The organism is Silvania hatchlandensis, assembly GCF_025564065.1.
Classification (GTDB): domain Bacteria; phylum Pseudomonadota; class Gammaproteobacteria; order Enterobacterales; family Enterobacteriaceae; genus Enterobacter; species Enterobacter hatchlandensis.
The window spans coordinates 58,956-79,355 of sequence record NZ_JAMGZK010000054.1 but is presented as its reverse complement, the minus strand read 5'-3'; the positions used below and the strand labels follow the sequence as shown (position 1 = coordinate 79,355).

The window sequence follows — 20,400 nt, the reverse complement described above, 5'->3', positions numbered from 1 at the left end:
GCATATGCACCAGTGGCTTTTGGGATGGCCGTGGCATGCAAACAGCGCAGACGATCATTAAAAATTATCGCCGCAAGCGTATCATCGTCTGTGCGTCGCTTTCACTTCTCACCCTGCTGACCACGCTGGGCTGCAGTTTTATTTCACAGCGCAATTTAAATCAGCAAACCAATGCCACCTTCGTTAATCATGCAGTCGAAACGCTGGAGAAAATCCTCTTGCCGATCCAGGCCGGGCGGGCCATCGTCGAGCCGCTGCTCGGCAGGCCCTGCCTGGAGGTCAATTTTCTTCTGCGCAAACAGGCCGCCTCCCTGCAGTCGGTGCGCTCTATAGGCCTGATCCAGAACGGCATTCTCTACTGCTCCAGTACATTTGGCCGCCGCGATATTCCTATCCACCAGTTTGTGCCTCAATTGCCCTCCGCCGAGCCGCTGTTGCTGCTGACCACCGATCAGGCCCTGCTGACCGGCAGCCCGGTCCTGATCCAGTGGTATCCGGCGCCCGGAAAAAGCGATGACGGCATTATGCAGATTGTGAACATCGATTTAATTGCCAGGATGCTGCTGGAGCCGCTGCTGCCGATCATCCGCGACGTGAGGTTGAGTGTGGGCGGTAAGCATCTGAGCTATTACAGTCAGCTCTCGAATACGCTGGAGTTCGACAAACACGACAGTATCTACCAGCAAACCTCACAAAAATTCCCTTTCACGATCACCGTCAGTGGCCCGGGCTCCAGCGCACTGGCTCTGCAAAATTTGCCCAGGCAGCTGCCACTGGCGGTCATCTTTAGCATGCTGGTGGGCTATATCGCCTGGCTTGCAACTGCCAGCCGCATGAGCTTCACCTGGGAGATCAACATGGGGTTGGCCGCAGGCGAATTTGAGCTCTTTTGCCAGCCTCTGGTGAATGCGCAAACCCAGCGCTGTGTGGGGGTGGAGATCCTGCTGCGCTGGAACAATCCGCGTCAGGGGTGGATTTCGCCGGAGATTTTTATTCCGCTGGCCGAGCAGCATAACCTGATCGTTCCCCTGACCCGCTTCGTGCTGATTGAAACCGTGCGCCATCTGTCGATGTTCCCTGGTGCGCCGGATTTTCACATTGGCATCAACGTGGCGGCCAGCCATTTTCGCGACGGGGTGCTGCTGCAGGATCTGAATCGTGTCTGGTTCAGCGCCAGGCCCGCCCAGCAACTGATGATTGAACTGACAGAGCGTGACTCGCTGCTGGAGGTGGATTATCACATCGTGGACGAGTTGCACCGCAAAGGCATCAAGCTGGCGATTGATGATTTTGGTACTGGCACCAATTCACTCTCGTGGCTGGAAAAGCTCAACCCGGAAGTGCTGAAAATTGACAAGTCGTTTACCGCTGCCATCGGGACAGACGCCGTGAACTCAACGGTAACGGACATTATTATTGCGCTGGGCCAGCGGCTGCATATCGAGCTGGTGGCAGAAGGGGTAGAGACAAAAGATCAGGCGAGTCATCTTCGCCGCCATGGGGTCAATATTTTGCAGGGATTCTTATATGCAGAGCCGATGCCACTACGGAGTTTTCCGAAGTGGCTGGCGGAGAACACGCCCCCGCCAGCCTCGCATCACAAGCCGATCATGCAGTTTATGCCGTAGTGCCGGCCTGATTACTCTTCATCGTCATGTGCGGACTGCTCTTTTACAATACGCACCAGGTCAACACGGTAATCATTGGCAGTAACGATAGTGATCTTCAGCGGCGGTAACTCCAGCACGTCGCCGCTGCGCGGGATCTGGCCGTTAATAGCAATCACCAGGCCTGCAACCGTCGCGATATCGTCATCATGGTTGGTCAGGTGTTCCAGACCCAGCGTCTGCTGCAACGCGTGGATGTCGGTTGAACCTTTAACCAGCCAGCCGTCATTATCATGGATAATTTCCGGCGTTTCGTCGGCATCCGGGAACTCACCGGCAATGGCTTCCAGCACGTCCAGCGGCGTCACCAGACCTTGTACCACACCAAATTCGTTGGTCACGATCACAAAGCTACCGCGAGCACGGCGCAGCACGCCAAGCAGGTTGATCGGGTCGAGCGTTTCCGGTACCACGATAGCCGGGGTTGCAGCAGCAATGGATTCAACGTCGCCGCCCTCTTCCAGCGCCACCAGCATCTCTTTCGCACGCACTACGCCAATCACTTCATCCAGTTCACCGCGACACACCGGGAACAGGCTGTGCGGGGAGGAGAGCAGCTGCTGACGGATTTCCGCCACGCTCAGGCTGGCATCAACCCAGCTGATTTCACCGCGCGGGGTCATAATTCCGCGCAGAGAGCGTGAGGCCAGCGACAGTACGCCGTTGATCATATAGCGCTCTTCTTCCACAAACGCGCCTTCCGGCACCGGCACAGGGATATGGTTTTCGCTATCCTGCTGCTGAACCTGAGCCTGACGGCGCCCCCCCATCAGACGCAAAATTGCATCCGCGGTACGGGCACGCAGCGGCTGATTCGACTGCTGACGGATAAAGTTACGGCGGGCAATCTGGTTAAACATCTCAATAATGATCGAGAAACCAATCGCCGCGTACAGGTAGCCTTTCGGAATATGGAAGCCGAAGCCTTCTGCAACCAGGCTCAGACCGATCATCAGCAGGAAGCTCAGACAGAGCACAACCACCGTCGGGTGCTCGTTGACGAAACGCGTCAGCGGCTTCGAGGCCAGCAGCATCACCGCCATCGCAATAATGACCGCAGCCATCATCACCGGCAGGTGGTTCACCATCCCCACCGCAGTGATCACCGCGTCGAGGGAGAAGACGGCATCCAGCACCACGATCTGCATCACGACCACCCAGAAGCTGGCGTAGCCTTTGCCGTGTCCGTCGTCGTGCTGACGGTTTTCAAGCCGTTCATGAAGCTCAGTGGTAGCCTTGAACAGCAGGAATAGCCCCCCCACCAGCATAATCAGGTCGCGCCCTGAGAAGGTAAAATCGAAGGCGGTAAAGAGCGGCTGCGTGAGCGTGACCATCCACGAGATCACCGACAGGAGCGCAAGACGCATAATCAGCGCCAGCGACAGGCCGATCAACCGGGCTTTATCGCGCTGCTTTGGCGGCAGTTTGTCCGCAAGGATGGCGATAAAGACCAGGTTATCGATGCCGAGCACGATCTCCAGCACCACCAGCGTGAGCAACCCCACCCAGATCTGCGGGTCCATTAAGAATTCCATGACAAGCTCCTGCTAAAGGAATGACAAAACGGCGCCGCGGAACATTCGGGCGAAGCGTTAAAAGACGTAGAGAGTGAGTGGCGCGAATCGCCGATACGGCTGGCCAGAGTTGGCCTGGAAAATGACTGACGTCGGTGACGGTCCATACAGTGGGCTACTGCCCTATACTCCTGACAATGAAATGGAGGGTAAACATATCAGAGACATGGCCTTTTTGGCAAAGATTTACTTTGCTTTGCAAACAGATGTTTCAGCATTTTTTTGCGCATAAAATTATCTGGCTGGCTTAGGCTAAATTACGGATCTTCATCACATAAATTATTTTTTCACTGTCTAAAATAAATCGCGTACGTCTTAGTTAATTAGACTCTAACCCTTATCTGAATCGATTCGTTGTTTCGAAGATGAATTCTGATGCCCTCGTCACACAGGTGCATAAACGATAATAAAAGGAGGTAGCAAGTGACCATTGCTATTGTAATAGGCACACATGGCTGGGCCGCAGAGCAGTTACTTAAAACCGCAGAGATGTTGTTAGGCGAGCAAGAAAACGTCGGCTGGATCGATTTCGTTCCCGGTGAAAACGCCGAAACGCTGATTGAGAAATACACGGCGCAACTCGAAAAACTTGATACCGGCAGTGGCGTGCTGTTCCTCGTCGATACCTGGGGTGGCAGTCCGTTTAACGCCGCCAGTCGTATAGTTGTCGATAAAGAACAGCACGAAGTCGTGGCCGGGGTGAACATCCCGATGTTGGTTGAAACGCTGATGGCGCGCGATGACAACCCGAGCTTTGACGAACTGGTGGCCCTGGCCGTCGAAACCGGTCGCGAAGGCGTGAAAGCGCTGAAAGCGAAACCCGTTGAGAAAGCCGCACCGGTTGCTGCCCCTGCAGCCGCCAAAGCCGCAGCCCCGCTCAAGCCAATGGGCCCGAACGATTACATGCAGATTGGCCTTGCACGTATCGATGACCGCCTGATCCATGGCCAGGTGGCAACACGCTGGACCAAAGAGACCAACGTACAGCGCATTATCGTGGTCAGCGACGAAGTTGCCGCCGACACAGTGCGTAAAACCCTTCTGACTCAGGTGGCTCCGCCGGGCGTAACGGCGCACGTGGTGGATGTCGCCAAAATGATCCGCGTCTATAACAACCCGAAATATGCGGGCGAGCGCATCATGCTCCTGTTTACCAACCCAACGGACGTCGAACGCGTTGTCGAGGGCGGCGTTAACATTACTTCCGTCAATATCGGGGGTATGGCTTTCCGTCAGGGTAAAACCCAGGTGAATAACGCGATTTCAGTCGATCAGAATGATATCGAAGCATTTAAAAAGCTGAATGCACGCGGTATTGAACTGGAAGCCCGTAAGGTTTCCACCGATCAGAAACTGAAAATGATGGATTTGATCGGCAAAGTCGGGAATTAACCCTGCGCTGATTTTCACATAAAGCTTATGTTATAGGAGAAGTACAATGGAGATTACCACTCTTCAGATTGTGCTGGTGTTCGTCGTCGCGTGTATTGCCGGTATGGAATCCGTACTTGATGAATTTCAGTTTCACCGTCCGCTGGTCGCCTGTACGTTAATTGGTGCCGTTCTGGGCGATATGAAAACCGGTATCATCATCGGTGGTACGCTGGAAATGATCGCCCTCGGCTGGATGAACATCGGTGCGGCGGTTGCGCCGGACGCCGCGCTGGCATCCATCATCTCGACCGTTCTGGTTATCGCCGGTCATCAGAATATCGGCGCCGGTATCGCGCTGGCTATCCCACTGGCTGCAGCCGGTCAGGTACTGACCATTATCGTTCGTACCATCACCGTTGCCTTCCAGCATGCGGCGGATAAGGCGGCCGACAGCGGAAACCTGACGGCACTGTCCTGGATCCACATCTCCTCCCTGTTCCTGCAGGCGATGCGTATCGCGATTCCTGCAGTTATCGTGGCGGTGTCCGTTGGCACCAGCGAAGTTCAGGGTCTGCTGAATGCTATTCCTGAAGTGGTCACCAGCGGCCTGAACATTGCCGGTGGCATGATCGTGGTTGTCGGTTACGCAATGGTCATCAACATGATGCGTGCGGGCTACCTGATGCCGTTCTTCTATCTCGGTTTTGTTACCGCGGCGTTTACTAACTTTAACCTCGTGGCCTTGGGTGTGATTGGTGCTGTTATGGCCATCCTCTACATTCAGCTCAGCCCGAAATATAACCGCGTCGCGGGTGCACCAGCGCAGGCTGCTGGCAACAACGATCTCGATAATGAACTGGACTAGCAGGTGAGCGAAATGGTTGATATGACAAAAACTACCCCGGAGAAAAAACTCACTCCGAGCGATATTCGTGGCGTATTCATTCGTTCAAACCTGTTCCAGGGTTCATGGAACTTCGAACGTATGCAGGCGCTGGGCTTTTGCTTCTCGATGGTACCGGCGATCAAACGCCTTTATCCAGAAAACAACGAGGCGCGTCGCCAGGCGATTAAACGTCACCTGGAATTCTTTAACACCCATCCGTACGTTGCGGCCCCGGTTCTTGGCGTAACGCTGGCGATGGAAGAGCAGCGTGCCAATGGCGCCGAGATTGACGACGGTGCCATCAACGGGATCAAAGTTGGTCTGATGGGGCCGCTGGCAGGCGTGGGTGACCCGATCTTCTGGGGTACCGTGCGCCCGGTCTTTGCGGCACTGGGGGCAGGAATCGCGATGAGTGGTAGCCTGCTGGGTCCGCTGCTGTTCTTTATCCTGTTTAACGCCGTCCGTCTGGCAACCCGTTACTACGGCGTGGCATACGGCTACCGTAAAGGTATCGACATCGTTAAAGATATGGGCGGCGGCTTCCTGCAGAAACTGACCGAGGGGGCGTCGATTCTGGGCCTGTTTGTCATGGGGGCACTGGTTAACAAGTGGACCCACGTCAACATTCCGCTGGTGGTCTCGACAATCACCGGTCAGGATGGTCAGACTCGCGTCACCACCGTACAGACAATCCTCGATCAGCTGATGCCGGGCCTGGTCCCGCTGCTGTTGACCTTCGCCTGTATGTGGCTGCTGCGTAAGAAAGTTAACGCTCTGTGGATCATCGTTGGCTTCTTCGTCATCGGTATCGTTGGTTACGCCATCGGCCTGCTGGGCCTGTAAGATTTGACCTGATACACCGGGGGCCTGCCCCCGGTTTTTTTATCTGGAGGATGAATGACGATCACGGACATCGTACTGGTACTGTTTATTGTTGCTCTTCTGGCCTATGCCATCTACGACGAATTGATCATGCCCCGCCGCTACGGCAAAACGTTGCTCACCATCCCTCTTCTGCGTCGTGGTCGCGTTGATGCGGTGATTTTCGCCGGTCTACTGATGATCCTGATTTATAACAACGTGATGAGTCAGGGTGCTTTATTAACCACATGGTTATTATGTGTGCTGGCATTAATGGCCTTTTATCTGTTCTGGCTCCGCGCCCCGAAAATAATCTTTAAAAGCGCTGGATTCTTTTTCGCCAACGTCTGGATAGAATATAACCGTATTAAAGAGATGAATTTATCTGAGGACGGCGTACTGGTGATGCAATTAGAGCAGCGTCGTCTGCTTGTTCGGGTACGAAATATAGACGACCTGGAACGCATATACAAACTACTCGTTAAAGTTCAATAAGTTAAAGAGATAGCACTGGCTATATTCTGGCAGGTTTCCCGCAATCGGTTATAGCCAAAGCTATATTATTTAACCTTAATGACGATATGTTTTTAACGTTATTTTCACGAATCAATCTAAATGAAAATCGTTATCGTTTGGTTAATAAGATAATACAAGTCGGTTATTGTTTTACATTCTAAAAATATGTTAAGGTTGCGCCCGTCGTTGGGGAGTAGCCGATTTCCGCTATGCCGGAAATGTACGTGTCAACATACTCGTTGAAAAACGTGGCACGTACGGATGGTTCTGCGTCAGCAGAACGATCAGGCGAGACCATAGATGCATTTACTGCTGTTTACTGGGGGCAGTGATGTGTCATATGGATATTCCCGGTCTGGACGCGCTGATGAACCTCTCTGCAACACTTCTTCTGGCCTTTGGTATGTCGATGGACGCATTTGCGGCTTCCATTGGAAAAGGCGCGACGCTCCACAAACCAAAATTGTCTGAAGCCCTGCGTACCGGTCTTATTTTTGGCGCTATCGAAACCCTGACCCCGCTTATCGGCTGGGCTTTGGGCATGCTCGCCAGCCAGTTCGTGCTGGAATGGAACCACTGGATCGCCTTTACGCTGCTGGTTTTCCTCGGCGGCCGAATGGTGATTGAAGGGATCCGCAATGATATCGATGAAGACGAAACGCCGGTTCGCCGTCACGGCTTCTGGCTGCTGGTAACCACCGCCATCGCTACCAGTCTCGATGCGATGGCCGTCGGCGTAGGGCTGGCTTTCCTGCAGGTCAGCATTCTGACCACCGCGCTGGCGATCGGCTGTGCGACCTTCATTATGTCAACGCTTGGGATCATGGTTGGCCGCTTTATCGGCCCGCTGTTAGGCAAACGCGCCGAGATACTCGGCGGTGTGGTGCTGATCGGGATTGGCGTGCAGATCCTGTGGAATCACTTCGCCGGTTAATCGATTCGCTGCCAGCAGTGGATGCTGAAATCCGTCTGGCAGCTGAACGTCTCCTGTTCCGCCAGCGTTTCCCACACCTCCGGCTTTGCCCGCCAGGCAAACGGCGTCATCTGCAGCAGCGCAACCGCCTCTTTCCCCGTCAACGACATTTCATAGGCCAGCGACTGCTCTTGCTGGAGCACAAAGCCCGGCAGCTGTTCAGAATGCGGGGCATGCAGCAGAACTTCACTGTAAATCAGCCCTTTTAGCTCCATTAAGTGACGCGGACCCGGCGTTACGGTAATCACCCAGCCCCCCTCTTTCACTACCCGCGCCAGCTCTTCGCCTTTACAGGGGGCATAAATACGGATCACCGCATCCATACTGCTCTGCTCAAACGGCAGGCGATGGCTGGATGCCACGCAGAATGTCACCTGAGAATAGCGCCTGGCGGCGGCACGGATAGCCGATTTAGAGACATCCAGGCCAAACGTGATTGCACCCTTCTCTTCGGCGGTACGGGCAAACGCGGCGGTGTAATACCCTTCCCCACAGCCAATGTCCAGAATCGATGAGGTGCCGTCAGGCAGGATCTCTGCCAGCTTGCTGGCAACCGCGTCGCGCAGGGGCTGATAGTGCCCGGCATCGAGAAACGCTCTGCGCGCCTGCATCATCTCCGCGCTGTCGCCTGGATCGCGGGATCGCTTGTGCTGAACCGGCAGCAGATTGACATACCCCTCTTTCGCCATATCGTAGCGATGCCCCTGCGGGCAGGCGTAGCTTTTATCCGTGTGCGCCAGCGGCGCGTGGCAAAGAGGACAGCAGAATGTCATGGGAACTCCGGGCAATCATAAAGGGCGAAAGTGTACCGCTAATCGCCCCGCTATAAAACGCCTCGCTTAGCGCATGACGATAAGATGGCTGGAATCAGCCGGTAACCCATCCGGTTTTATGTTCTCAATGCGCAAAACGTCGCCCATGATTTGACTAAATACCGGCGCCGAGACCGCCCCGCCGTAGTAAGCTCCGTTTTGCGGATCGTTGATCACCACCGCGAGTGCAAACACCGGGCGGCTGGCCGGGGCTACGCCAGCGGTATAGGCCACATATTTATCGACATACTGGCCACCGTCGTCAATTTTCTTCGCAGTACCGGTTTTGACCGCCACCCGGTAGTCACGCACCGCGGCTTTGATCCCGCCGCCGCCGGGTAGCGCCACGCTTTCCATCATATGCTCGACTTGATGCACAATCTCTTCCGGCATGACTCGGGTACCGAGGACGGGTGGATCGATGCGGGTTATCGACAATGGCCGTTCGATCCCGTAGCTGCCGATGGTGGCGTAGACATGAGCCAGCTGCAGCGGGGTAGCCATCAGGCCGTAACCAAACGCGAATGTCGCCCGATCCAACTGACTCCAGAATTTTCGCGTTGGCAGCAGACCGCTGCTTTCACCGGTTAACCCCAGCCCGGTGGTGCGACCAAAGCCAAACGCGTGATAGGTATCCAGCAGACGCTGAATCGGCATCGCCAGCGACAGACGAGATACCCCGGTGTCGCTCGATTTTTGCAGAATGCCGGTGAGGGTCAGTTCAGGGTAGTAGCCGACATCGCGGATGCGGTGCCCGGCCAGGGTATAGGGATGGGTATCGATGACACTGTCCGGCTGGACCAGATTTTGCTGTAGGGCGGTCATCAGTACCAGTGGTTTGACGGTAGAGCCCGGCTCAAAGGTGTCGCTGATGGCCCGGTTACGGAAGTCATTCAATGTCGCACCTTCGCGATTATTGGGGTTGAAGTCCGGGAAGCTCGCCATCGCCAGGATCTCTCCGGTCTGGATGTTAATCAGCACCGCCGCGCCCGACTCTGCTTTATTCCATGCGACGGCGTTATCCAGCGCATCTTCGGTGAGCGTTTGCAGCCGCTTATCGATACTGAGTTGGATGTTGTGCGCCGGTACCGGCGGGACTTCGGTGATATTTTCCACCACGTGGCCGTAGCGATCCTCACGCACTCGCCGCAGACCCGGTTTGCCGGTTAGTTGGGAATTAAAGCTTTTTTCAATCCCTTCTATACCCTGGCCGTCAATGTTGGTGAAGCCAATCAGATTGGCCGCCACGTGCCCGGCCGGGTAAAAGCGTCGGGATTCATCGCGCAGGCTGATGCCCGGTAAATGCAGCTTATCGATCCAGTGGGCCTGTGTGGGATCCACCTGACGCGCCAGGTAGATAAACCTGACATGGGGATTGCTGTTAATGCGTGCGGCCAGGTCCGAAAGCGACAGGTGCAGCGCGCTGGCTAATGCCTGCCAGCGATAGTCAGAACCCACGCCGCCTTTTCCCAGCACCGTTTTTGGGTCGGCCCACACCGCCTGCACCGGTACGCTGACGGCCAGTGCGTTCCCCTCGCGGTCAATGATCATCCCTCTAGGGGCATCAATCGCCACTTCACGCAGGGAGCGCATATCTTCCTGCTTTACCAGCGGGTCTGGATTAATGATCTGCAGCCAGGCGACGCGTCCCAGCAGGAACACCAGGCTACCCAGAATGGCCAGACAGAGAAGTGCAAAACGTAACGGGGTGAAGTTTGAGGCGGGATGGGCGGGTTTCTTTTTCACCAGTGCTCCAGGGCTAGTTAACAACGCACTGATTTAACGGGAAAAATGGCTGCTGGGGGCAAAAACAATGCTAATAACCTCGCAGCTTTGCAACAAATTGCTAACCGGAGCGCATGTTGTAACACTTTGAAAAAGACGCATTAAAAAGCCCCGCATTTGCGAGGCTTTATCTCTGCAACTGAAGCGTCGGAACGATTCAGATTTGGCAGGTGTCCGATCAGATAGCGGTTACGTTAACAGCAGCCGGACCTTTCTGGCCGTCCTGAATTTCGAACTCAACGTTCTGGCCTTCAGCCAGAGTTTTGAAGCCGTTACCCTGGATTGCAGAGAAATGTACGAATACATCTTTGCTGCCGTCAGCAGGAGTAATGAAGCCAAAACCTTTAGACTCGTTGAACCACTTAACTTGACCTTTAATCTTTGCCATTTGCAAAATTCCTTAGAATGTTTTCTTAGCCCGCAGGCATTCACTGAGATAAAACTGAGACATTACTGCATGAGGCACTAATATAAGGTTCGGCAGAGAAGCGGTATTCAACGACAACGTGTTTACTCAGGACTTCTTTACTGAAAATGCCACACATAAACAGAACTGTACCTCGTTTGACCTAAGCCGTGTTATCACATACTACTTAAATAATGGCAAGCCATTTTTAAACATGTCTCGATCAGTCGCACAAATTCTGAGACTGATCTGCCACAATCTGCACAAATACGCACATTCTGTGTATACCGTACCAGAAGGCAGCGCAACCCGCCTCAGCCAGCGTAGCCGCTGTAATCAAAGACTTTTTTACCATAGCTCAATATGTTCAAGTCGTCCAGCAAGGTGAAAAAGTTCCCTCCCGGGGTTATTTCAGTTAGTACTTTTTATGACATGTTATTCTGAATTGATCGCAACGCTAAGCAATGGTTGCACCGAGAAAACATTGTATATCGCTTCGCTTGTGCAACTTATATACACCGCTGTTGTATTTATCGCCATGCACCAAAATAATGATATTTTTATGAACCTGCATCAAAAAAAGGCAAGCAAAACGTTTCGATTAAAATAATGTATGACTGTCGTCGACTTAATTCAGAATATTCAATAACCCGGCGCTGAGTTGTTATAAGGATAAATATTGACCGATCTTCAGGATGTGAAAGCGACTGTTATCCGGTGCCACATCCTGTAACGCCTGGCTTAGCTCGTTAACCGGCTCGTCAAGCGACTCATCTGCCAGCTCAAATACCCCCCAATGAACCGGAATAGCCAGCGGCATGCCCAGTTGCTGCCAGAGGGCGACGGCCGACTGCGGATCCATATGATTAAGTGACATGAACCAACGTGGTGCATAAGCCCCCACAGGTAAGGCAACCGTATCGAGCTTTCCCAGACGTTCCGGAATAGTGAGCAGCTCCGGGGAGTAGCCGGTATCACCGCTAAACCAGAAGCGCTGGTTTTTCCCTTCCATTACCCAACCACACCACAGGGCGCGATTACGATCCCACGGGCGGCGCATGCTCCAGTGTTGGGCAGGCACAGCGGTAAACGTCAGGCCTTCAAAAACGTAGCTTTGCCACCAGTCCAGCTCAACAACATGCTTTGCGCCACGACGACGGCACCAGTCGCCGAGCCCTAGCGGTACAAAAAAGGTGAGCAGCGGGAAGCGCTTTATCAGCTGGCGCACTGTGGCGTTATCCAGATGATCGTAATGATTATGGGAAATCACCAGCGCATCCAGCGGGGGAAGTGCGGCCACCGACATCACAGAAGGGGTTTTTCGCTGCGGCCCGGCAAAGGGTAAAGGGGATGCGCGATGGGAAAAAACGGGATCCGTCAGAATATAGCGACCAGCAAGGCGCAGTAGCAGACTGGCGTGTCCCAGCCACCAGACACCGTCTTCCGCTTCGCTGTTCAGCGTGACCGGTTGCCACCATTGGCTGATAAAATGATCGTAGCCTTGAGAAGGCGGTTTGGGCAACCCGGCCGCTTTACGCGCTTTACGCCAGCGTTCGACATCGCCAGGTTGATGAGCAGGGGCATCGGCATTGCGAAAACCCTGCGGAGTATGGTGTGCAAGGGAGGAATTATACCAGGGATTACTCCAGGCCATGTTCTCCTCCCGGACTGCTTAGCGCTCAGCCACCAGACGAATAAAATCATCGTCTTGATTGCTTGCCGTTTCTTCTGCCACTTTCGGCGCCTCTTTTACTTCCGGTTCGTTGGCATCGCACAGGCGACGCAGCAGCGCGTTCTGACGCTTTTGCAAATCCACCAGCGTTTCCAGTAGTTCAATCTGCTCGTTGGTACGGGAACTGGCACGGTTAACAAAAAACCACGCGACCAGACCTGCCAGCAGCAAGACTAACGAAACAACCAGTGATGCCACACTCAACATCCCGGCATTCAGTAACTCACCCATTTCACCCCCTCAATAAAAGCGCTCATCTTACCACTCGCATTCAGGAAGGAAATCATTTGCGCGAAAAATGACGCTTACCAGGGGATAAACTTATTAACAGAACAGATACCGCTAAAAAACTGTACATCCTGGTCGCACATCACGTTAAGGGTCTGTGTCCAGAGCACCACGCAGGCAATCAACACCACAGCCAGGATAATCCAGCGTATTTTTTTCACTCCACTCTCCGTCCTCTAACCTCATGTTTCCAGGTTATCATGGGCAACTTAAACCACGACTAACCGTAATGCGAACACGTTGCTTTCGGAATCATACACTTGTTTAAGTGACTGTATCGATTACGCTAAGCGGCAGTCATATAAAAACTATGAGGCCATAATGCGCTTTTTTATTCGCACACTGATTGTTATAGCACTCGTCTGGACTGGTTTGCTGCTTGCAGGCTACGGGGTGCTGATTGGCAGCAAAGAGAATGCCGCCGGACTGGGGATCCAGTGCCAGTATCTCACCGCGAGGGGGATTAGCACGGCGCAGTACATTCATTCCGACAGCGGAATTATCGGACTCTCCCGCTGCCCGCTGCTGCGTAAGAGCGAGATGGTGGTCGATAACGGTTAACCGGATGCATAAAAAACGCCGCCATCAAGGCGGCGTTTTTCATTGCTGGTCTCAATCAGAACGGATAGTCGTTATAACCCATCTGTTCAGAAATCTTCCGTGCCGCCGTATGCAGCATTGCCACATACTCATGCAGATGCTCTTCAGAGAAGCGCAGCGTCGGGAAGGAGATGCTCAGACCGGCGATCACCACTCCAAAGCGGTCGAATACCGGTACGCCAATGCAGCGTAAGCCTTCTTCCTGCTCCTGGTTATCTTCGCCGTAACCCTGCGTGCGCACCTGATCGAGAACCTGCAGCAGCTCTTCCGTGCTGGTAATGGTCCGGTCAGTGCTGCGCTTATACTCAACGCCTTCGAGGATTTGCTTCACCTCTTCACGGTCGCGCCACGCCAGCAATACTTTACCGATAGCGGTGCTGTACAGCGGGTTACGACGACCAATGCGGGAGTACATACGCAGGTTGTACATGGAGTCGATTTTATGGATGTAGACAATGCTGTCTTCATCCAGCGCGCCCAGGTGAACGGTCTCTTTCGTCAGGCGAGAGAGTTCACGCATCTGAATATCCGCGCTACGAATAAGATCGACATTCTGCAGCGCGCGTGCGCCCAGCTCGAACAGTTTCAGGGTCAGCGAGTATTTTTCTGACTCACCTTCCTGTGCGACATAGCCCAGTGACTTCATGGTCTGCAAAAAGCGATAAACAGTGCTTTTCGACATCATCACACGCTGTGACAGCTCGGTAATACCAATTTCGCGCTCTTCTCCAAGCGCCTGCAGGATGCCAAACACCTTCAACACAGAAGAAACAGAATCTGGTTGTTTATCCAAATCTGCGATTGCCATTCATCACCTCAACCCAAGTGTTTTATAAAATTCAGAACCGGTTTTTATTATAAATTCGTCGTCGCCTTGCTGCAAACGATCCTGGCTCACCTGGTTACAAATCTGCGACATACAACCAAAATAACGGTGCTAAACTCACTATCCTCATAATAATCACCATAATGCTAATTAATTCCCATGACGATAACCCCTTCAGATGGACTGCCGTTGCCCCAGCGGTATGGCGCAATTTTTACGATTATTATCGGTATTTCGATGGCCGTACTGGATGGCGCGATCGCCAACGTCGCCCTGCCGACCATCGCCAGCGATCTCAACGCCTCCCCTGCCAGCTCTATCTGGGTTGTTAACGCCTACCAGATAGCGATTGTTATCTCGCTGCTGTCGTTCTCTTTTCTCGGCGATATGTTTGGCTATCGCCGGGTATACCAGTGCGGGCTGGTGGTGTTTACGCTGACATCCCTGTTTTGCGCCCTTTCGGACACGCTGCACCTGCTGACGCTGGCGCGTATTGCTCAAGGTTTTGGCGGCGCAGCGCTGATGAGCGTTAATACCGCATTGATTCGGCTTATCTATCCCCAACGCCAGCTGGGACGCGGGATGGGGATAAACTCGTTTATTGTCGCCGTGTCATCTGCGGCGGGACCGACGATAGCAGCGGCGATCCTCTCCGTTGCCTCCTGGCAGTGGCTGTTTTTGATCAACGTCCCGCTGGGTATCATCGCCCTACTGTTCGCCCTGCGCTATCTGCCGGCTAACGGGGTCAAAAGCAATATGCCGAAGTTCGATCTGCCAAGCGCGGTGATGAATGCCCTCACCTTTGGCCTGCTGATCACCGCCCTGAGCGGCTTTGCTCAGGGTCAGTCGCTGACGCTGATTGGCGCAGAAATCGTGGCCTTGCTGATCGTAGGCTTCTTTTTCGTGCGTCGCCAGTTGGCGCTACCGGTGCCGCTGCTGCCGGTGGATCTGCTGCGCATTCCGCTCTTTTCTCTCTCCATCGGCACCTCGATCTGTTCTTTTTGCGCGCAGATGCTGGCTATGGTGTCGCTGCCCTTTTTCCTGCAAAGCGTGATTGGCCGCTCTGAAGTGGAAACCGGCCTGCTGTTAACCCCCTGGCCGCTGGCGACTATGGTGATGGCGCCGCTGGCGGGCTATCTGATTGGCCGGGTGCATGCAGGATTGTTAGGCACGCTGGGAATGGGGGTAATGGCCGTCGGTCTGTTTGCGCTGGCCCTGCTGCCGGCCGCCCCTCACGATCTGGATATCATCTGGCGGATGGTGCTGTGCGGGGCCGGTTTTGGCCTGTTCCAGTCCCCCAATAACCATACGATTATCACCGCAGCCCCCCGCCATCGCAGCGGTGGCGCTAGCGGCATGCTGGGTACCGCCCGACTGCTGGGGCAAAGTACCGGTGCGGCGCTGGTGGCGTTAATGTTCAACCTGTTCGGCCAGGGCGGTACCCACGTGGCGCTGTATACGGCCGGAGCGCTGGCGACCGTCGCCGCAATTATCAGCGGCCTACGGGTCACGCAGCCACAGACACAGGCATAAAAAAAGCGCGTCATTCGACGCGCTTTTCCTTTTTAACCTGCCGGATTACTTCAGGTATTCCCCGTTGCGCAGCGCTTCAATACGCTTATCCAGCGGCGGGTGAGACATAAACAGCTCGCTCAACGACTTCGATTTACCGTTAATGCAAAACGCCATCATGCTGGACGCCTCCTGCGGCTCGTAGCTGGTTTTCAGGCGCTGCAGGGCGGCAATCATCTTCTCGCGGCCCACCAGTTTTGCGGAACCTGCATCCGCGTGAAACTCGCGGTGACGAGAGAACCACATGGTGATGATGCTTGCCAGAATACCAAACAGCAGTTCCAGTACCATGGAGACGGCAAAGTAGATCATCGGGTTGCCGTTGCTGGATTCGCCCTCTTCACGGTCGCCGCCCATAAATCCGGCCGCGATCTGCGCCAGAATACGGGAGATAAAGATCACGAAGGTGTTCACAACACCCTGGATCAGAGTCATGGTGACCATATCGCCGTTAGCAATATGGCTGATTTCATGGGCAATAACGGCTTCCGCTTCGTCACGACTCATATTCTGTAACAGCCCGGTACTGACCGCTACCAGAGAGGCATCGCGGCGTGCACCGGTCGCAAACGCGTTAATATCCGGTGCGTGATAGATAGCAACCTGCGGCATCGCAATCCCCGCCTGGCGGGACTGGTTCGCCACGGTGGTCATCAGCCAATGTTCCATATCATTACGCGGCTGCTCAATAACCTCGCCACCCACGGATTTCAGCGCCATCCATTTGGACATCAGCAGCGAGATAAAGGAACCGCCGAAACCAAACAGCAACGCCATAATTAACAGGCCGGAAATGCTGCTTGACTGAATTCCTGTCAGGCTAAGCACCAGCCCGAAAACCACCATGACCGCAAGGTTGGTGAGCAGGAAAAGCCCGATTCGCATCATAATTTTCTTTTAACCTCAGTTTAACAAAACGCATATTACGATTACCCACATCGTATGGGTATTCGGCGTATTTTCAAGGTTTGGCGGGGTGTAAGTCACCAGAAAGACACAACTTTACACTTTCAGATCACTGGCTGACGGCAGGATGCGGTTAACAAAAAAACAGGCACAATTTCTTGTGCCTGTTGGAGGACTATTTTGCCGGTGCAGGGTCGCTGGCAGGATGATCTTTTTCAAGTTTCGCCAGGTCAATGGCGATTTTGACCGTCTCATCGAGATACGGATCGGGTTCCAGATAATCCTTCGGCAGATCGTCGAGCTTTTTCAGCTCTGGCTTGCCTTCGCGCTTGAAGCGGTCGTTGATGCGCGCCAGGCGCGTAGCATCATCTTCGTCATTCTCTTTCAGACGCTGCGCGTAATTCAGAGAGACGATATTGCGCTTCGCTTTCAGGGCATTGAAACGGGCAATGTCCTTCGCGATGTACTGGAACTCAGGATCCTTCGCGATACGCTCATCGTGCTGTTTGAGCAATGCCGGACCAAACTGGCTGATATCACCCGATTTGACGTAGGTGGCAGCATTAATGCTGTCCCACGGCAGGGCGTTATCTTCGAATTTCTCGCCGGTTTCCGTCTCTTCATTGCCGGTCGGCATGATGATATCCGGGGTCACACCTTTACGCTGGGTACTGCCGCCATTCACGCGATAGAACTTCTGAATGGTGTATTGTACCGAGCCCAGCGCAGGCCATTCCGGACGCAGCATCTGGTCGTAAATACGGTTCAGGGAGCGGTACTGCTGCACCGTGCCTTTACCGAAGGTAGGTTCACCGACCACCAGCGCGCGGCTGTAATCCTGCATCGCAGCGGCAAAGATCTCCGATGCCGAGGCGCTGAAGCGATCGACCAGCACCACCAGCGGACCTTTGTAGTACACCACGCCATCAGTATCGGCATCTTCACGCACTTTACCGTTGTTGTCGCGCACCTGCACAACCGGACCGGACGGAATAAACAGACCGGAAAGCGATACCGCTTCGGTCAGTGCGCCGCCGCCGTTAGTGCGCAGATCGATGATCACGCTCTTCACGTTCTGTTTTTCCAGCTTCTGCAGCTGGACTTTGACGTCGTCCGTCAGACCAACGTAGAAGCCAGGAATATCCAGCACGCCGACTTTATCTTTACCGACGGTTTTCACCGACATTTTCACCGCGCGATCTTCCAGACGGATGCGCTCACGGGTCAGGGTAACGATACGGGTTTTGGTGCCTTTACCGGCAGGCAGAACTTCCAGGCGAACTTTGCTGCCTTTCGGCCCTTTGATCAGAGCAACCACGTCATCCAGTCGCCAGCCGATCACATCCACCATGTTCTGCCCGGTCTGACCCACGCCCACAATGCGATCGCCTACGCTTATCGCCTTGCTTTTGGCTGCCGGGCCACCGGCGACCATAGAGTTGATCACGGTGTAGTCATCATCCATCTGCAGTACGGCACCAATCCCTTCCAGAGAAAGACTCATCTCCGTATTGAACTGTTCCGTGTTGCGAGGGGACAGATAGTTGGTGTGCGGATCGATTTCGTGCGCGAAGGCCGTCATCGCCAGCGAGAACACATCTTCACTGTTGGTCTGCGCCAGGCGACGAATGGCAAATTTGTAGCGGCGGGTCAGCGTTTCGCGGATCTCTTTCTCATCTTTACCGGTGAGTTTGAGGCTCAGCTCGTCGTACTTAACTTTGCTGTCCCACAGCGTGTTGAGCTCGGCTTCATCTTTCGGCCACGGCGATTTACTGCGGTCAAGATTAAAGGTGTCGTTACCCGTGAAGTTCATCGGGCGCTCGAGCACCTTGAGCGCGTATTGATAGCGCTCAAAACGGCGTTTCTGCGACAGGTTGTACAGGTCGTAGAACAGGTCCAGTTTGCCGCTGCGTAATTCATCGCCGACGACAGACTGTCTTTTGGTAAATTGTTCGACATCGCTGGCCAGCAGGACGTTGTGACTGTAGTCCAGCAGGTTCAGATAGCGGTCGAAAATTTTAGCCGAGAAAGCCTGGTCGAGGTCGAACTGACGGTAGTGCGAACGGGTGAAGCGCGACGAAACGCGCTCACTGACCGTCGCGTGCTGTGTCTCTTCCTTCAGAACAGGAATCTGATCAACACGCGTAATCTCGTCCACAGCGAAGGCGTGGCCTGTTATAGCAAACAGGCCAGCCAGCGCGGTGAGCTTAAAAAATGTGTTCATGCCGGGCCTGGCCTCCGTTTCAGAACAACAAGTGTTCTGCGCGTACAATCATTGACATACCAGAAGTCAGCTGTACACGAACGCCATCTTTGGTGATTTCCAGTACGGTGGCGTCCATCGCATTGTTGCCCGCTTTTACTTTCAGATTCTGACCGACGCTGAGGGCGTTAATGTCAGAAACCGGAGTATGGCGCGGCTCTTCACGAGGTGCGCGTGGGGCTTTAGCCGCTGGTTGATCAGCACGTGGCTTACGCTCGGTATTCTCTTTGCGACGCGGCGCTGGGCGCGGTTTGCGTTCGCGACGAGGCGCGTCTTCTTCACCATTGGCCGCTGCAGCTTCGCGTTTTTTCGCTTGCTGTTCGGCACGCTGGGTCTGGACACGCGCTTTGGCTTCTTCAAGCTGCTTGCGAGCATGTTCAACGTGCTGCTCATCCAGCACACCGCACGGGTTGCCGTCGAGATCGACACGCGTCGCACCGGCTTTGATACCGTAAAGGTAACGCCAGCTTGAAGTATAAAGACGCAGAGCAGAACGCAGTTGGGTTTTGCTGAGACTCATCTCACCTTCAACACGTTCTACCAGATCCTGAAAAATACCAATTTTCAGGGGACGAGCTTCGCCTTCGGCACTAAAACATTGTGGAAAACGTTCGGCCAAGAACGCGATGACTTCTTTACTGCTATTCAACTTAGGTTGATTTTCCATGAAATTTCCTGATTACAACGGACGTTGCCGACAAGCCGCAGGCATGAACAGGCGACATTATAATGACGCCATCCGTAAATGCTACGTTATCCGTTGATTATCCTGCGACGCGCGCAAAGAATTTTTGATAATCGGTCGCGGCGAGGACGTTTTCAAGATTCGCCACCAGCTCGCGCAGGCCCTGTTCATCGTCGGCTGTAAAGCGACTGAAGACAGTGCTGTCGATATCCAGTACACCAATAATCTGCTTATTAACCACCAGCGGCAGAACGATTTCCGCGTTGCTGGCGCTGTCGCAGGCAATATGCCCGTCGAATGCGTGGACATCGTCGACACGCTGCACCAGGTTTTGCGCCACGGCGGTACCGCACACGCCACGCCCGACAGGAATACGCACGCAAGCCAGTTTGCCCTGGAAAGGCCCCAGCACTAACGTCTCGCCTTCCAGCAGGTAAAAGCCGGCCCAGTTGACATCGGACAGACGCTCAAAGAGGAGCGCGCTGGTGTTGGCCAGCGTAGCCAAAAAACTGGTTTCGCCTGCCATCAATGCCTGAAAGTCGCGATTTAGGTCCGCGTAGAATTCTGTTTTGTTCATTATTCAATCACTTGGTTGTCTTACTGAGTTACAGCATAGCCTATTAAAATACGCATTATTTACGTTCATGCTCAAGATGAATCAATTCATGAGTTAA

20 protein-coding genes and 1 pseudogene are annotated in these 20,400 nt (G+C 54.0%); 8 read left to right on the top strand and 13 right to left on the bottom strand.

What is annotated here, in order from left to right:
• Window positions 1–35: 35 nt before the first annotated feature.
• On the top strand, window positions 36–1,628 hold the full coding sequence (locus M8014_RS19400; RefSeq protein ID WP_271284010.1) for an EAL domain-containing protein: 1,593 nt from the start codon (window positions 36–38) through the stop codon (window positions 1,626–1,628).
• Between the two features lie 11 nt (window positions 1,629–1,639).
• Here M8014_RS19400 and yoaE read toward each other — a convergent pair whose 3' ends face one another.
• The gene (gene yoaE / locus M8014_RS19395; RefSeq protein ID WP_271284009.1) at window positions 1,640–3,202 is read right to left on the bottom strand and encodes a CNNM family cation transport protein YoaE; all 1,563 of its coding nucleotides are present in this window, start codon (window positions 3,200–3,202) and stop codon (window positions 1,640–1,642) included.
• A gap of 462 nt (window positions 3,203–3,664) precedes the next feature.
• Between yoaE and manX the strand changes: the two genes are divergently transcribed.
• The 5 genes from manX (at window position 3,665) to mntP (ending at window position 7,812) form a co-directional block, all read left to right on the top strand.
• Window positions 3,665–4,633: a PTS mannose transporter subunit IIAB gene (manX, locus tag M8014_RS19390; RefSeq protein WP_271284008.1), complete on the top strand. Its 969-nt coding sequence runs from the start codon at window positions 3,665–3,667 to the stop codon at window positions 4,631–4,633.
• Window positions 4,634–4,679: 46 nt separating this feature from the next.
• Entirely contained in the window at window positions 4,680–5,480 is an 801-nt protein-coding gene (locus tag M8014_RS19385) for a PTS mannose/fructose/sorbose transporter subunit IIC (protein WP_271284007.1), read from the top strand.
• A 12-nt stretch (window positions 5,481–5,492) separates the two neighbouring features.
• Entirely contained in the window at window positions 5,493–6,344 is an 852-nt protein-coding gene (locus tag M8014_RS19380; protein ID WP_271268435.1) for a PTS mannose transporter subunit IID, read from the top strand.
• A 54-nt stretch (window positions 6,345–6,398) separates the two neighbouring features.
• A complete protein-coding gene (locus M8014_RS19375) occupies window positions 6,399–6,857 on the top strand; it encodes a DUF986 family protein (protein ID WP_271284006.1) in 459 nt (152 codons plus the stop codon).
• Window positions 6,858–7,245: 388 nt separating this feature from the next.
• Window positions 7,246–7,812: a manganese efflux pump MntP gene (gene mntP / locus M8014_RS19370; RefSeq protein ID WP_271284288.1), complete on the top strand. Its 567-nt coding sequence runs from the start codon at window positions 7,246–7,248 to the stop codon at window positions 7,810–7,812.
• Here the strand turns inward: mntP and rlmA are convergent.
• The 7 genes and pseudogenes from rlmA to mgrB form a co-directional block, all read right to left on the bottom strand.
• Entirely contained in the window at window positions 7,809–8,624 is an 816-nt protein-coding gene (gene rlmA / locus M8014_RS19365) for a 23S rRNA (guanine(745)-N(1))-methyltransferase (RefSeq protein ID WP_271284005.1), read from the bottom strand. The two genes, mntP and rlmA, sit on opposite strands and share 4 nt — an antisense overlap.
• Before the next feature lie 66 nt (window positions 8,625–8,690).
• A complete protein-coding gene (gene ftsI / locus M8014_RS19360) occupies window positions 8,691–10,409 on the bottom strand; it encodes a peptidoglycan glycosyltransferase FtsI (RefSeq protein WP_271284004.1) in 1,719 nt (572 codons plus the stop codon).
• Window positions 10,410–10,626: 217 nt separating this feature from the next.
• Entirely contained in the window at window positions 10,627–10,836 is a 210-nt protein-coding gene (gene cspE / locus M8014_RS19355; protein WP_001062678.1) for a transcription antiterminator/RNA stability regulator CspE, read from the bottom strand.
• Window positions 10,837–10,848: 12 nt separating this feature from the next.
• Window positions 10,849–10,993, bottom strand: a pseudogene (locus tag M8014_RS19350) (DUF2627 domain-containing protein).
• A gap of 525 nt (window positions 10,994–11,518) precedes the next feature.
• Window positions 11,519–12,508, bottom strand: coding sequence for an MBL fold metallo-hydrolase (locus M8014_RS19345; RefSeq protein ID WP_271284003.1), 990 nt, complete (start codon window positions 12,506–12,508; stop codon window positions 11,519–11,521).
• Between the two features lie 18 nt (window positions 12,509–12,526).
• Window positions 12,527–12,817: a YebO family protein gene (locus M8014_RS19340; RefSeq protein ID WP_271284002.1), complete on the bottom strand. Its 291-nt coding sequence runs from the start codon at window positions 12,815–12,817 to the stop codon at window positions 12,527–12,529.
• Window positions 12,818–12,891: 74 nt separating this feature from the next.
• Window positions 12,892–13,035, bottom strand: coding sequence for a PhoP/PhoQ regulatory lipoprotein MgrB (gene mgrB / locus M8014_RS19335; protein ID WP_271284001.1), 144 nt, complete (start codon window positions 13,033–13,035; stop codon window positions 12,892–12,894).
• 160 nt (window positions 13,036–13,195) lie between these two features.
• On the opposite strand from mgrB, the gene M8014_RS19330 reads away from it, so the two are divergent.
• A complete protein-coding gene (locus tag M8014_RS19330) occupies window positions 13,196–13,435 on the top strand; it encodes a YobH family protein (RefSeq protein ID WP_271268442.1) in 240 nt (79 codons plus the stop codon).
• A 55-nt stretch (window positions 13,436–13,490) separates the two neighbouring features.
• Here the strand turns inward: M8014_RS19330 and kdgR are convergent, their stop codons facing one another.
• Window positions 13,491–14,282, bottom strand: coding sequence for a DNA-binding transcriptional regulator KdgR (gene kdgR, locus M8014_RS19325; protein WP_271284000.1), 792 nt, complete (start codon window positions 14,280–14,282; stop codon window positions 13,491–13,493).
• 177 nt (window positions 14,283–14,459) lie between these two features.
• On the opposite strand from kdgR, the gene M8014_RS19320 reads away from it, so the two are divergent.
• A complete protein-coding gene (locus M8014_RS19320; protein ID WP_271283999.1) occupies window positions 14,460–15,833 on the top strand; it encodes an MFS transporter in 1,374 nt (457 codons plus the stop codon).
• Window positions 15,834–15,878: 45 nt separating this feature from the next.
• Here M8014_RS19320 and htpX read toward each other — a convergent pair whose 3' ends face one another.
• The 4 genes from htpX to M8014_RS19300 all read right to left on the bottom strand — a co-directional run bounded on the left by htpX (window position 15,879) and on the right by M8014_RS19300 (window position 20,303).
• Window positions 15,879–16,760 carry a protease HtpX gene (gene htpX / locus M8014_RS19315; protein WP_271283998.1) on the bottom strand — a complete coding sequence of 294 codons (882 nt, stop codon included), beginning with the start codon at window positions 16,758–16,760 and terminating at the stop codon, window positions 15,879–15,881.
• A 193-nt stretch (window positions 16,761–16,953) separates the two neighbouring features.
• Window positions 16,954–19,002: a carboxy terminal-processing peptidase gene (gene prc, locus M8014_RS19310; RefSeq protein WP_271283997.1), complete on the bottom strand. Its 2,049-nt coding sequence runs from the start codon at window positions 19,000–19,002 to the stop codon at window positions 16,954–16,956.
• 19 nt (window positions 19,003–19,021) lie between these two features.
• The gene (gene proQ / locus M8014_RS19305) at window positions 19,022–19,708 is read right to left on the bottom strand and encodes an RNA chaperone ProQ (protein ID WP_271283996.1); all 687 of its coding nucleotides are present in this window, start codon (window positions 19,706–19,708) and stop codon (window positions 19,022–19,024) included.
• Between the two features lie 97 nt (window positions 19,709–19,805).
• Window positions 19,806–20,303: a GAF domain-containing protein gene (locus M8014_RS19300; protein WP_271283995.1), complete on the bottom strand. Its 498-nt coding sequence runs from the start codon at window positions 20,301–20,303 to the stop codon at window positions 19,806–19,808.
• Window positions 20,304–20,400 lie beyond the last annotated feature (97 nt).